Here is a 13,458-nt window from a genome sequence, read left to right on the forward strand (position 1 = left end):
GTGTCGGGTGGCCGTTGCGCCAGCCCGACACGCTTTGTTTTAATACCGTACACATACCGATTTGGTTTCACACCAGCCATCCAGCCAGTCCGGGCCGAAATCGCGCCCGGTGCCGGACTGCTTCATGCCACCAAACGGCAGGTTGGCGTCGATCAGCGTATGGCTGTTCACCCAGACGGTTCCCGCCTGCAGCCGGTCGGTGTATTCCAGCGCCTTGCTGATATTTTGCGTCCAGACGCTGGCCGTCAGCCCGTATTCGGTGTCGTTGGCCAGCGCCAGCGCTTCTTCGCCATCCGCGACGCGCACCAGGTTGACCACCGGGCCGAACACTTCTTCGCGGGTGAGTCGCAGCGCGGCATCCGGGTTCACCACCAGCGTCGGCGACACGTAATAACCTTTGCCATCCGGCCCCCGGTTACCGGTGATCAACTCCGCATTGCGCGATTTTGCCTCGTCGAGGAAGGTCTGCACTTTATCGCAGTGCGCGCGCGAGACCAGCGGGTTGATGAACGCCTCCGGCGACATGCCCGGCCCGACGCTCAGGGATTTCACCGCCTGCTCAAACCCGCTGACCAGCGTGTCAAACAGCGGCGCTTCAATATAGATACGGGAGCTCGCCGCACAAACCTGCCCCTGGTTCAGGAAGCTGCCGGTCATCAGGCCTTCAATTACCCAGGCCGGGTCAGCATCTTTCAGCACGATAGCCGGGTTTTTACCCCCCAGCTCCAGCGTCACCCCCGTGAGCGTATCCGCCGCCGCGCGGGCAATTTGCTTGCCTGTCGCCGTTGAGCCAGTAAAGCTCACTTTGGCAATATGCGGATGTGAGGTCAGCGCGGCACCGCACACCGCACCGCTTCCCGTGACCACATTAAACACCCCGTCGGGGATGCCCGCTTCACTTGCCAGTTCCGCCACGCGCAGCATGGTGAGCGGCGTGGTTTCTGAAGGCTTAATGACAATGGAACACCCCGCCGCCAGCGCAGGCATGACTTTCCACATCCCGATCATCAGCGGGAAGTTCCACGGCACAATCCCGGCCACCACGCCAACCGGCTCTTTGCGCGTCCACGCCTGATAGCGGGCCCCCTGCGGTAAGGGGATGGAGAGGTCGAGGGTTTTACCGGCAATTTTCGTGGTAAGCCCTGCGGTATAGCGCATCCAGTTCAGGGTGCAGCCCACTTCAAAGGCGCGAGAGATATGAATGGATTTCCCCTGCTCCAGCGTCTCAAGCTGGGCCAGCTCTTCGCTGTGCTGCTCAACCAGATCGGCGAAATGCAGCAGGATACGCTCACGCTCCGCCGGTAATTTTCCGGCCCAGCTACGGGCAACAAATGCACGCCAGCCGGACATCACGGCGCGGTCGACATCATCAACGCTGGCATCGGCGGTGGAGGCGATGACGTCGCCCGTAGCCGGATTATAGACATTGAGCCGCTTTTCACTGTCCGACGCGGCCTGACGCCCTTCAATCCACAGGCCATGATGTCGGTCTAAAAACTGCTGTACGGCAGGCTGAACGGCTACCTGAGATTCAGACATAGGGTACTCCTTCGTTTTTATTCGCAGGGTGTTAATGCAGTCTAAGAGGGGTTTTGGATTCTCGCTTTTGTCTCTGTGACATTCGCTTTGCCACCTGTGACAGGCTCCGCAAATCGTGATAATTCCGTCTTATAACGCTGTTACCGGTGAGTGTTCTTTCCTATAGTCAGCCTCATAGCTCTGACAAAATGCAACACAAATGCAACAATGCAAAAACATTGACGGTGCAGCGAGATAAGCGATGGCGTGTGCAAGCGAAGAGGAACAGTATCAACAGTGGCTGGCACAAATTAACCAGGTCTGCGGGCGTTTTAATGCGCGTCCGCTGGAGGGGGAATTCGTCGGCGAGCTGGAAACCAGCTATGCCCGTAGCCTGAAGTTAAGCACCGTAACCGCAGGTGGCGTTAACCTGTTCCGCTCCCGCCATGAGATTAACGACAGTAACGATGCCTGGTTCTATACCGTATTTCAGCTGGAGGGCAGCGCGGAGATTGAACAGGACGACCGCCGCGCGGTGCTGAAGACCGGCGATATCACGCTGCTTGATGCTTCCCGCCCATGCTCCATTGCCTGGCATGAAAAATCCCGCCAGATTTCGCTGCTGGTTCCGCGCCAGATTATTGAGCAACAGTGTCGTTTTCAGGAGGTAAGCTGCGCGCTCACCCTTTCGCGCACGCTGCCCACCGTTCAGTTAAGCCACCACCTGCTGATGGAAAGTATGGGGAATGCCGATCTGAGTGACCGGGAGAGTGAAGCGGCGCTGGAAGCGATGATCTGTCTGCTTCGCCCCGCGTTCCAGCAGCGCGACGTGGCTCAGCCACGTAAAGAACGCCTGTTCCGCAATGTGCTGTCATTGATTGACGATCATATTCAGTCTGAATCACTGCGACCGGAATGGATTGCTGCACAGAGCGGGATGTCGGTGCGAAGCCTCTACCGCATGTTTGCTGATAAGGGGCTGGTGGTCGCCCAGTACATTAAAAACCGCCGTCTCGACCTGTGCGCACAAGTGTTGCGCTCCGCCAGCGATGATGAAAAGCTGGCGGGCATTGGCTACAGCTGGGGCTTTTCCGACCACAGCCATTTTTCAACCGCCTTTAAGCAGCGTTTTGGCGTCTCGCCTGGCGAATATCGTAAGCGCTTTCGCTAACTACTTCTTCAGCCATTTCCCGTTGATGCCTTTCACGTACTCGCCCGGTTGGGCGCGGGCAACCAGCTTTTGCCCTGCCATTTTCGCCACTTCATCCACCGGCAGATTGTTGCTGTCAGCCAGCTTCTGATAGCTTTCCGTGCGCGCGGCGTTAATGCGATTGACCAGCGCCAGGGTTTCCGCATCCTGTTTGATTGGTGCAAGATAACCGCTCAGGGTTTCCCCCACGCGCCCCTGCGTCCGGGCGTCATTTAAGGTCAGCGTTGCCGCCTGCACGTTCATGCCGAGCGCCAGTAACATCAGAGCTAATCGTTTCATGGCATCCTCAGAACAGATCGCTGCGTGATTTCAGCAGGGTTTCAACGTCTTTATCGACCTTAATGTGGATCTCATGTTCGATTTTGACATTCATATTGATGGTAATCGGCTCCTTCGGCGCGGCGACTTCAATGCGCGGCGTACAGCCGGTCAGTAGCGCGGCAACGGCAACGGTGAGCACACCAGCCATCTTTTTCATTGTTGTTCCTCACTTTCCTTGCCAGTCGAACTGCGGATACCAGGTATTGCCGCGTGTTGCTCAAACCAGGTTTGCAGGTTGTCTCCAAAACGCAGGCTGCGCCAGAGGGTAAAGACATTCTCTTCATGGGTATAGTTCAGATTAACGTAGCTGCTTTTACCCTCTACCCGGCTGGTTCCCTTAAGGGTCGCCTGCATGGTTAATTCACCCAGATTATCTAAATTGATTCTTGTCCACGAGCGAGAAATTTCCATATAGCGCAGCCAGTTAATTGCGGCGCCCGCCACCATATTATCTTTTACGATAGCGTCCGCCGTGTCTTTATCGATACGCAGCGTCATCGGACCGGGGTTGGTCAGCCAGCCATCTTTGATGATCCATTTTTCATTGTCCAGCCAGAACGGCAGCGCCCCGCTCACCGGGCCAGACATCGCAAACTGCTTCGGATTAACGGCACTGATCAGCTCGCTGGAGGAGATATTGTCTACCCGCAACAGCGCCGGATCGTGTTGCGGCATCCTCAACTGCTGCATGGTGATTTTTCCGCCGAGGGTTTCCACCTTCACATTGGTGAGCAGAAGCGGGTTCGCCTCACTCCAGGGGTAGTCACCCTGCAGGTCCGCCGTGATATTCCGCGCGGTCACCAGGTTTACCACCTCGCCAATCCGCAAGGTTACCGGGCCGCGCGTTCCCAGCGACCAGGTGCCCTCACTAAACCGGAACGGCAGGACAAAGTCGACGCCGTTGATCTGGTTGTCTGGCATCCAGGCGCTACCGGCTTTCAGCACGCCGTGACCGCCCGCCTCAAAGCCCTGACCCGCGGCGGCCGAGAAGGCCACCTGCGCATACAGTTCGCCGTCACGCAGCGTCATTTTCCAGTCTGGCGGGATCAACGGCTGGAACACGGTGAGCGATTGTTTCGGCCACCAGGCCTGCCCGCGAAGGCGTTCCCCGTCCCAGCGTCCGTTCACCTGTACCGGTCCGATAGCATCGGCATGCAGATCGCCCTTGAACTGGAACAGTGTCGGGTCTGTTCCGTCTACGCTGAAGGTCAGCACCGACGGCGGCAATACGCTGCCGCCGCTGAAACGGGTTTGCCCGGCATTCAGCGACAGCGCTCCGCTGAACGTCGGCTTGTCCGGATCGCGATACCAGCGCACCGGGTTATCCAGCACCAGACGGGGTTTACTGACCTCCATGGCACCGTACTTGAGCTGGTCGAAACCGGTTGAAAGCGCGGTCAGCTCAATAAGTTTGTCGCGCCATTCGCCTTTTCCGGCAACATCCCAGCGCGCATTCATTGGGGTGAAGCCCCCTTTGCCCCAGTAGCGCCACTGCCACAGGCCGTTGTCGGGTAAAAAGTCACTGGCCTGGCCATCCAGATGCAGTTCAAAATCACCCATCTCGTTCTCGTGCGCCCGCAAAATGGCCTGCAGGCGTCCATCGACACCCTTTTGGGTCAGCCTGACGCCCGCCAGCGGCCAGCGAATTTCATCAATATCCAGTGAATCGATAATGCGACCACGTGAGCGCAGCAGCGCGCCCGGCTCAAAGGAGAGCTGCGGTTCATACAGGCTTCCGGTCAGTTTTGCCGGCAGTCTGGCATAGAGCACCAGGTCGTTATGTTTCGCCTCGCCGCTCAGATGAAGCGACATGTCGCTTTGTTCCATACTGAGCCTGCCCGGTCCGATATTCAGCACCGCGTTGCCCTTCCCCGCATCCCCTTGAGTGAGCACATTCAGACGCCCGGTCAGGGTCGCTTTCTCAAGCCCCGCCTGCCAGTTATCGACACGAAGGCCAACCCGCCCGCTCAGCGGCATGCCGGAAAGGTTCCAGTTCCAGCGTCCGTCACTGATATTCAGCTGTTCCGCGGTTATTTGCCACGGCAGATCGAGCAGCGGATCGGGGTTATCCCGCGCCATGACCACCAGTTGCCCCTGATTGGCTTCCCAGTCGAGATCGGCATCGACCAGCGAGGTTAACTGTGGCACGTTAAAGGTCGCAACCGCATGGCCTTTAACCGGCACGCCGTCCGGCACCAGCGGCAGGGTGAATTGTCCCACCAGTTTTATCGGCTGTGGCTGGTCGGGAAGTTGTACATCGAACTGGGTGACAGAGAGGGTCTGACCGCGGAGCATCCCTTTAATACTGACCTGCTCACCTTTGTAGGCAATCTCCTGACGCGCGGGCGTCAGCGACGCCTGAAGTTCTCCCTGCCACTGCTGCCAGGGCGAGAGCGTCAGACGATGGACAATAAGCCAGGTATTCGGTAACACCGCCTGCCACTGCGCCAGCGTTTTGGGCGCGACCGTGGACGGTGCGGACTGGGGAATTTTATTGAGGCAAACGGAGTTCAGTTCGAGCGCGCCGACATCCAGTTTCCAGCGGCTGGGGTGCGACAGGGTCGCGTTATCGACTCGGGCAATTTCGCAGTCATCCACAAGATAGCGAAGATCGGGGATGATCAGGGCATGACGCGTGAGTCTGGGACTTTGTTCAAAGGCGATGCGTGTCCCGACGGGAAGCCAGACCCCAGCAAGGGTTGGTACCCACTGGGCAAGGGTCATCAGCAGCGTCAGCGGCACCAGAATGAACAGCAGTAAGAGCGCAATTGCGGCTTTGTATGTACCCCTCATGGGCAGTTAATATCCTGATTTAGCGAAAGAATTAAGCCGACAGTGCCGATCATTGTCGCATGTTTAGCCAGTCAGTTGAAGAGAATGCCAAATTTAAGGATAGATGCTCTGACCGTATGCGCTAAAAATTTTATTATACTTAACGTCAATAAGTCACCTTAAATTCAATGGGTTAGACTGTATTTCAAGATGACTTTCAGCGTTGTAACGTCAAAAGTTAGAATTTGTTGCGCGGCATTGCCAGCAGGTAAACCATCGCAAAAACCAGGGAACCCCAGTACACCGAGTCATACCGATAAGGATCAAAATCTATGTGCAAAAATCCATTCACAAACTCATGCCCATTCGCAAAAATGTTTATCTGTACGGCAGCGACTGCAATCACGAGCAATGTATAAGCAATGAAGAGAGGGTATTTGCGGAGTCGGTTGATTTTTATCTTCCCCAGATACAGGATGACAAAAATTGCAATAGATACAATAAAATAGCAAAAAGCGGGCCACATAGGTGGGTTTAGGGATAACTCAAGTTGTGGTGACATAATCAATTCTCTTTAGCAATCTGGTACATCTGCCATCCTGTAACGCTTCCACTTGTTAAATCCAGAGCCATTGCGGTTTTGGAAGCTTCTTGCCATCCTCTGATATAATCGGACTGGATATTATGAAACAAGCTCCATGATTTTTCTCTGGGCCCCAGAACTTTCCTGCCTGCACCATATGCTGATAAGGAAATATCAACCGCCCCATAGACTAAATCAGCTTCATTATTCCCATACCCGAGTTTCGCTGCGGCATAACGATAAGCATCTCGCAGAGTTCCTGACTGATCTTCGCGATATAGAAGATAATATCCATTTTCATACATATTATTCAGTCCATGAGCAATCATAGGTGCGCCATAAGCAGCACAAGCAAGTCCAAGCGAGCCTACGCATAAACTGGCTCCTCCATACACTTGTGCGCCACCGGCAACAAAGCCAATCTGCTTTAGCGCTAGCGTTGTAGTAGTTGTCCGATCTTTTTCAACCACTATGAATATCTTAGCTTTATTGAAAGTGAGAAGATCATCCTGCTCTTGAAGGTGATGTATCTCTTCATCAAGAATCTGAATGCCACCAGACCAGGTTAGACAATGTGATTCAATCTCCCTTCTTATACGGCTAACAAGTTGTTGAACTTCAAAAAACATGGCAGAGGTACCATATAGCAAATGCTTGGTGGCAATGCGCTGCGCAATATTCTCGATCTCTAGTGCTTTACTTTCGAAATGACTTTTATCCCGGTTATGGTTGTACATTTGACCTCCATATCATTTTTTCAAATGGTAGTAACAGTATTACATTTGATGACAGTACATTCAAAAGGCTCAACCATTTCGGCAAAGCAACTCTTACATGGTAAATCACCCCTGGCGCCACTCACCTGAGATCTCAATTACATCGTAAGTTGCGAACATCTCAAACTATGCCATTTCATCATCGAAATCGCCATTTTGAGCACAATGAAGGTTTTCCTCTCCTGCACAACCCAACCAGCGACATGAGGTAAATACTTCTAACCCGCCCACCTTCTGACACCTCCGCCCCAGGGTGCATCAAATCTATACTTAAGCAGGGGTGTAGATTGAATATCATAGAGTTAACGGGTAAAGATGCTCTAAAATAATTGATAGAACTAATTGAATTCAATAATATTTCAGAAATTGTAAGATAATTTTAATCATGCTAACGTGAATGCAAAATCACTGGAGAAAGTCTTATGAAACTCGCGGTATATAGCACAAAGCAGTACGACAAAAAGTATCTGCAACATGTTAACGAGGCTTACGGGTTCGAGCTTGAATTTTTCGACTTTCTGCTGTCCGAAAAAACTGCCAAAACGGCGCACGGCTGTGAAGGCGTTTGCATTTTTGTGAATGATGATGGCAGCCGTCCGGTGCTGGAAGAGTTGAAAAAACAGGGCGTGAAATATATCGCCCTGCGCTGCGCTGGCTTCAACAACGTGGATCTTGATGCCGCAAAAGAGCTGGGGCTGAAGGTGGTCCGCGTCCCGGCATATTCTCCGGAAGCGGTCGCGGAACATGCCATCGGTATGATGATGTCGCTGAACCGTCGTATTCACCGTGCTTATCAGCGTACCCGTGATGCCAACTTCTCTCTGGAAGGACTGACCGGCTTTACCATGTACGGTAAAACCGCGGGCGTTATCGGTACCGGTAAGATTGGCGTCGCCGCCCTGCGCATTCTGAAAGGGTTTGGTATGCGTCTGCTGGCGTTTGATCCGTACCCAAGCGCTGCCGCGCTGGATCTGGGCGTGGAATATGTCGACCTGCCGACGCTGTTTTCACAGTCTGACGTTATCTCCCTGCACTGCCCGCTGACGCCGGAAAACTACCACCTGCTCAACCAGGCGGCGTTTGACCAGATGAAAGATGGCGTGATGATCATCAACACCAGCCGCGGCGGGTTGATTGATTCCCAGGCCGCTATTGAAGCGCTGAAAACTCAGAAGATTGGCGCGCTGGGGATGGACGTGTATGAGAATGAGCGCGATCTGTTCTTTGAAGACAAATCTAATGACGTGATCCAGGACGACGTATTCCGCCGTCTGTCTGCCTGCCATAACGTCCTGTTCACCGGACACCAGGCGTTTCTGACTGCCGAAGCGCTGATCAGCATTTCAGAAACCACGCTGGGGAACTTGCAGCAGCTGGAAAAGGGTGAAGAGTGCCCTAACGCTATCGTGTAAACCCGTGTGCCGGGTGCGGCTCTGCCCTGCCCGGCCAGCTACGCCCGGTCTGGTGTCCAGCTCCGGTGAGCAAAGCGCCACCAGAGCAGAACAGCCAGCAACGCAATGGCGCTGAGCACACTAAAGGCCGTCGCAAAAGAGTAATGACCGGCAATGGTGCCGGTTAACGCCGGGCTCATTGCTGCTCCGACACCCTGCATCAGCATGACCACGCTCTGCCCGGCATTCACGTGCCCACTCCCGCGCAACAGCACCACGATAAACGACGGCACGACAACGCCCAGGATCCCCGCGGCCAGACCATCAAGAATTTGTACCGGGATCATCATCAACGGGGCGTCTGTGGAGGCTGCCAGTGCCGCCCGAACGGGCATGATCAGCAGGGCCAGCATGATGAAACGCCAGTAACCGTAGCGCTCAATTCGGCCTGCCACCCCAATGGCGACGGGGATCATCACCGCCTGAGAAATGATGACGGTGGCCGCCGCAAATAATCCGGGATTGATGGTTGCCGGTGCCGCAGCAACCCTCATGCTCAGCATCGGCAGCAGTGCGGCATTGGCCAGATGGAACAGCAACAGCGTCAGCCCGGTTATCAACAGCGCCCGGTTTTTAATCAGCACCGCGACGCCGGGGACCGGTTGACGGTCTGAAGAGGTCAGCCCCCGCGCCGCATCGTTGTCGATATCTGTATGACGAATGGCAAGCAGCGCGCACAACGTCAGAAGCGTAGTACTGGTCATCAGCAGGAAAATGCCCCCGACGCCCCAGAACCAGGCAATGCCGCCCGCAATCATCGCCGTCAGGAAATTGCCGGCGTGGTTGAACGCCTCGTTCTTCCCCATCTGCGCGCTAAACCCGCTCGGGCCCGTCAGACCCAGCGTAATACCCGCAATCAGTGGCCCCACAAACGCCGCGCAGATACCGGTGATAATTTGCGAGACGGCGACGACGCCGCTCTGCTGACTAAACCAGAGCAGCAGCGTACTCAGCGTAATGGCGATACAAAGCAGTGCCAGAACCGAACGCTTATTACGGGAGGTATCCGTAATAAATCCCGCCGGCAGCGTTGCCAGTAATCCCGCCAGCCCCCCGGCGGTCATCAGGATGCCGATATCATCCGGGGTCCAGTGACGTTCCGTCAGGAAGATGCCGAGAAAGGGCCCGAGGCCATCGCGAACATCAGCAATGAAAAAACTTGTCAGGCACAACGCCCGCAGTGAACGAAGAGACATACTTCCTGCCTTTTGCATATTGGCTGGCTCTGTTAGCGACGGCCTGTACGTTCGACGCCCTGTTAAAATCACGATGCAGTATACCGGAGCGTGTTGAAGCTAAAATGACCTCTCAACTCTTCTGCCGCGGCAAACTCTTTTATAGAACTTCACGCTTTCCAGATACGCCCATTTATGGGAGTATTTAGGAATCGATTGTTTCCTAAATGATGAGCACAATGTCTGAGAAGCTACAGAACGCACGCGAGCGCGGACGTCCGCGGCAGTTTGATCTCGATGCGGCCCTGGATCTGGCGATGCCGGTATTCAGAGAAAAGGGTTACCACAGCGCGTCGATTAGTGACCTGAGCGACGCGATGCAGCTCACTGCGGGCAGTATTTATAAAGCCTTTCACGATAAACGTGGCCTTTTCCTGCAGGTATTCGCACGTTATACCTCCCTGCGTAATCAATCGTTGCGCGAGCGTCTGGCGCGACAACCTGATGGCCGGGCCAAAATAGCCGAGCTGCTGAACTTTTATCTTGAATCGGCCAGCGCTGTCGAAGGGCGCCGCGGCTGCCTGGTGGTCGGCAGCACCCTTGAACTCAGCCAGTTTGACGGCGAAATTGCCGGGCTGGTGCAGAGCGCGCTTGCGCGAAATCAGCACGCGATCCTCCAGCTGATCGAACAGGGTATGCAGGACGGTTCAGTTAATTCACGTCACGACGCACAGGCGTTGAGCGGCGTACTGCTGTGCCTGGTCCTGGGCATGCGTGTGGCGGGCAAAGCCGGAGAATTACCGGCACGCGAACGGCTGGTAGAGACGGTGATGGCGCTACTCGCCTAAAAAATTTACCCATAAAGGAAATGATCATTTCCTAAATATCTGGAGGTAGTTATGTTTGAGAATTCAATCCCCCTTCCGTGGTCGCAGCCTGTCGCGGACTTGCCCGGTTTTGCGCACTATTACTCAACGGTCGATGGGGTTCGTCTGCACTATGTCAGAGGCGGACAGACGCAAGGTGAAACAATCGTGCTGCTTGCAGGCTTCCCGCAAAGCGGGTTTGCCTGGCATAAGGTGATGGCTCTTTTAGCCGATCGTTACGATATCATCGCACTCGACCTCCCGGGCCAGGGCGACTCCGATAAGCCACAGTCTGGCTACGATACCCTCACGCTGGCCAGTTCGGTTTTTGGGCTGGTGCAGGCACTTGGGATCACAAGACATTACCTGGCCGCCCACGATGTAGGTGCATGGGTTGCCTGGCCGTATGCCCTGCGTTATGAACAGCAGGTAATCAAGCTGGCTCTGCTTGATGCCGGTATCCCGGGTATTACTTTGCCGGACGCCCTGCCCGCGACGCCAGAAAAAGCCTGGAAAACCTGGCACTTCGCGTTTCATCTTCTCCCCGACCTGCCGGAAGCCTTAATTAGCGGGCGTGAAGAGATTTACCTCGAATGGTTCCTGCGGCGAAAAACTGCCAGTCCGATGGCCTTTAGCGATGCGGATATCGCCCGGTATGTCCGCCTGATGCAGCAAAACGGGGCGCTGCGTGCCGGGCTGGCCCCTTACAGAGAAGCGGCGGTCTCCGCTGTTCAGAACCGGACGCTGGCTGAAACGCAAAAACTTCGGGTGCCGCTGCTGGCCGTCAGTGCCGATCAGGGTTCGATTGCCGATATGGCTGCCCCGCTTCGCCAGTTTGCAGAGACGGTGAGTGGCATTACGCTTGCTCATTGCGGTCATTTCATTCCCGATGAACAACCTCAGGCCCTGAGTGAGGCCCTGGCAGACTTCTTCCGTTAACAGGAAGCGCACGGTGTTGATCACTGCTGGCACCGTGCCCTGCTTCATCAACAAAGACAATTGCTGTCGCCATAAAATAAACCTCGCTCAAAATTTATTAAGGAGTTAATCTCGCAAAGAAAATAAGGGGGCATTATGAAAAACTTGATACTCAGTGTTATCGCAAAAATTTCCAAAATGGACGCTGAAGCTAAAGAGCTGGCGGCCAAAGTAGAAGCGCAGTCTTTGTTGATAGGCGCGTTGTTACTGACCATTGGTAAAAATGGCGGTATGAACGAAATGCTCGAGAATGTCAGAAAAGCGATCAACGCAGCGCTTGAAGCAGCAGATACGCCGCTCAAATCCGACGCTGAAATGTTACTGAACGAATTCAATAACCTGATTTTATTAACCCAGCTACTCGAAACTAATGACTCAGAGATAAGTATCGAATCATTAAAGGAAGCCCCAGGCGAAACGGCCTCAGATTGAAACCATTCCTTGAGGCTGGAGTTAAGTCTCCAGCTTCTCGTTAAACCCACGCCTTACGCGCAGCGCGCCACGGCCGTGTGAGCGTGATTAGACTTTGCCAGACAGAATATTCAACATCCGTCGCAAGGGTTCCGCAGCGCCCCACAACAGCTGATCGCCGACCGTCAGAACCGAGTAAATAGGGTCATTGTTAAGCGACATTTTCTTGTAACGGCCAATACCCACCTGCAGCGAACCGCTAATGTTAGCGGGAGTCAATTTACTGACACTGTCATCCTTATTATTGGGCACATAGTTAACCCATGGATGGGAATGCGTCACAAGCTCTGCAAATTCTTCTTCGCTGACTTCACGCTTGAGCTTCAGGGTTATTGCAGCACTATGGCAACGGATCACACCGACCCGAATACACAAGCCATTTACTGCAATCGTACCCGGAGAGAGACCAAGAATTTTGTTCGTTTCTGCCTCACCCTTCCATTCTTCTCTGCTATTACCATCCCCTAAATCGCTGTCAATCCATGGAATAATACTGCCCATTAAAGGCGCGCCGAAATTCTGGATGGGCATGTTAGCACTGTTAATTAATTCACTCACTTTATTGACTAAAGGAAGCACTGAACCTGAGGATTCCAGCTCATCAGCAGATAAATGTTTACTGATATAAGCGCTTTGAGTAATTAACTCCCGGACATATTTAGCCCCCGCTCCGGATGCAGACTGATAGGTCATCACACTCATCCATTCTATCAGGTCAGCTTTAATTAACCCTGACAGTCCCATAAGACTCAGCGTAATGGAACAGTTGCCCCCAACAAAAAGTTTAATTCCCTCTTTGATGGCACGATCGATATTTGTGCGGTTAACCGGGTCGAGAATAATGCAGGCTTTTTCATCCATCCGTAGCGCTGAGGCCGCATCAATCCAGTAGCCTTGCCAGCCATGGTTAATCAACGCAGGATAAATTGCCTTGGTATAATCCCCGCCCTGACAGGTTATGATGATATCCATTTCGGCCAGGGCGCTAATAGAATTAGCATCTTTGAGTGTGTGGTTGACGCCACCAATGACGGGACCAGCGGCACCTGCACTGGAAGTACTGTAAAAATGCGCGGAAATATTGTCGAAGTCGTTCTCTTCGACCATTCTTTGTAACAAAACAGAGCCCACCATTCCTCGCCAACCAACAATACCAACCTGCTTCATTTGCTTAACCTTAATGACGTTATGAGAATGTTAATTTTTCAAAACATGTTATATCTCATCCCACATTAATGGTCATTACGAATTGCATCACATTCGGCCATTATTAAAATGTTTCATACGGCATCAGCAATATTTATACCTTTTACACGGCATAAATAATTAAAATTGTG

Annotated in this window: 13 protein-coding genes; 5 read left to right on the top strand and 8 right to left on the bottom strand. The window is 53.7% G+C overall.

The window, feature by feature from the left end:
• Positions 1-39 precede the first annotated feature (39 nt).
• Positions 40-1,539, bottom strand: coding sequence for an aldehyde dehydrogenase family protein (locus tag AB6731_RS05625; RefSeq protein ID WP_014169921.1), 1,500 nt, complete (start codon positions 1,537-1,539; stop codon positions 40-42).
• A 241-nt stretch (positions 1,540-1,780) separates the two neighbouring features.
• Between AB6731_RS05625 and feaR the strand changes: the two genes are divergently transcribed.
• Positions 1,781-2,689, top strand: a complete 909-nt coding sequence (gene feaR, locus AB6731_RS05630; RefSeq protein ID WP_014169920.1) for a transcriptional regulator FeaR — start codon at positions 1,781-1,783, stop codon at positions 2,687-2,689.
• On the opposite strand, the gene AB6731_RS05635 is transcribed toward feaR, so the two are convergent.
• From AB6731_RS05635 to AB6731_RS05655, 5 genes are all read right to left on the bottom strand, one after another.
• Positions 2,690-3,007 carry a YdbL family protein gene (locus AB6731_RS05635; protein ID WP_014169919.1) on the bottom strand — a complete coding sequence of 106 codons (318 nt, stop codon included), beginning with the start codon at positions 3,005-3,007 and terminating at the stop codon, positions 2,690-2,692. It abuts the gene before it with no gap.
• A 7-nt stretch (positions 3,008-3,014) separates the two neighbouring features.
• Positions 3,015-3,206 (bottom strand): YnbE family lipoprotein, encoded by a 192-nt coding sequence (locus AB6731_RS05640; protein WP_014169918.1) that lies wholly within the window; start codon positions 3,204-3,206, stop codon positions 3,015-3,017.
• On the bottom strand, positions 3,203-5,842 hold the full coding sequence (locus AB6731_RS05645) for a YdbH family protein (protein WP_371006022.1): 2,640 nt from the start codon (positions 5,840-5,842) through the stop codon (positions 3,203-3,205). Before AB6731_RS05645 ends, AB6731_RS05640 begins: the two co-directional genes overlap by 4 nt.
• A gap of 217 nt (positions 5,843-6,059) precedes the next feature.
• Positions 6,060-6,383, bottom strand: a complete 324-nt coding sequence (locus AB6731_RS05650) for a hypothetical protein (protein ID WP_113656168.1) — start codon at positions 6,381-6,383, stop codon at positions 6,060-6,062.
• A gap of 2 nt (positions 6,384-6,385) precedes the next feature.
• Positions 6,386-7,141 carry a DUF4225 domain-containing protein gene (locus AB6731_RS05655; RefSeq protein WP_113656167.1) on the bottom strand — a complete coding sequence of 252 codons (756 nt, stop codon included), beginning with the start codon at positions 7,139-7,141 and terminating at the stop codon, positions 6,386-6,388.
• 461 nt (positions 7,142-7,602) lie between these two features.
• Here AB6731_RS05655 and AB6731_RS05660 point away from each other — a divergent pair, with 461 nt between their 5' ends.
• A complete protein-coding gene (locus tag AB6731_RS05660; RefSeq protein ID WP_014169916.1) occupies positions 7,603-8,592 on the top strand; it encodes a 2-hydroxyacid dehydrogenase in 990 nt (329 codons plus the stop codon).
• Positions 8,593-8,630: 38 nt separating this feature from the next.
• On the opposite strand, the gene AB6731_RS05665 is transcribed toward AB6731_RS05660, so the two are convergent.
• Entirely contained in the window at positions 8,631-9,827 is a 1,197-nt protein-coding gene (locus AB6731_RS05665) for an MFS transporter (RefSeq protein ID WP_371006024.1), read from the bottom strand.
• A gap of 218 nt (positions 9,828-10,045) precedes the next feature.
• Here AB6731_RS05665 and AB6731_RS05670 point away from each other — a divergent pair, with 218 nt between their 5' ends.
• The 3 genes from AB6731_RS05670 (at position 10,046) to iraP (ending at position 12,082) form a co-directional block, all read left to right on the top strand.
• The gene (locus AB6731_RS05670; protein WP_074146999.1) at positions 10,046-10,654 is read left to right on the top strand and encodes a TetR/AcrR family transcriptional regulator; all 609 of its coding nucleotides are present in this window, start codon (positions 10,046-10,048) and stop codon (positions 10,652-10,654) included.
• A 51-nt stretch (positions 10,655-10,705) separates the two neighbouring features.
• Positions 10,706-11,611 carry an alpha/beta fold hydrolase gene (locus tag AB6731_RS05675; protein ID WP_182268666.1) on the top strand — a complete coding sequence of 302 codons (906 nt, stop codon included), beginning with the start codon at positions 10,706-10,708 and terminating at the stop codon, positions 11,609-11,611.
• A 135-nt stretch (positions 11,612-11,746) separates the two neighbouring features.
• A complete protein-coding gene (iraP, locus tag AB6731_RS05680; RefSeq protein WP_014169912.1) occupies positions 11,747-12,082 on the top strand; it encodes an anti-adapter protein IraP in 336 nt (111 codons plus the stop codon).
• 87 nt (positions 12,083-12,169) lie between these two features.
• Here iraP and asd read toward each other — a convergent pair whose 3' ends face one another.
• Positions 12,170-13,288, bottom strand: coding sequence for an aspartate-semialdehyde dehydrogenase (gene asd, locus AB6731_RS05685; protein WP_086532577.1), 1,119 nt, complete (start codon positions 13,286-13,288; stop codon positions 12,170-12,172).
• Positions 13,289-13,458 lie beyond the last annotated feature (170 nt).

Origin of the sequence: Enterobacter sp. RCC_40, from assembly GCF_041360735.1 — a bacterium.
Taxonomy (GTDB): Bacteria; Pseudomonadota; Gammaproteobacteria; order Enterobacterales; family Enterobacteriaceae; genus Enterobacter; species Enterobacter ludwigii.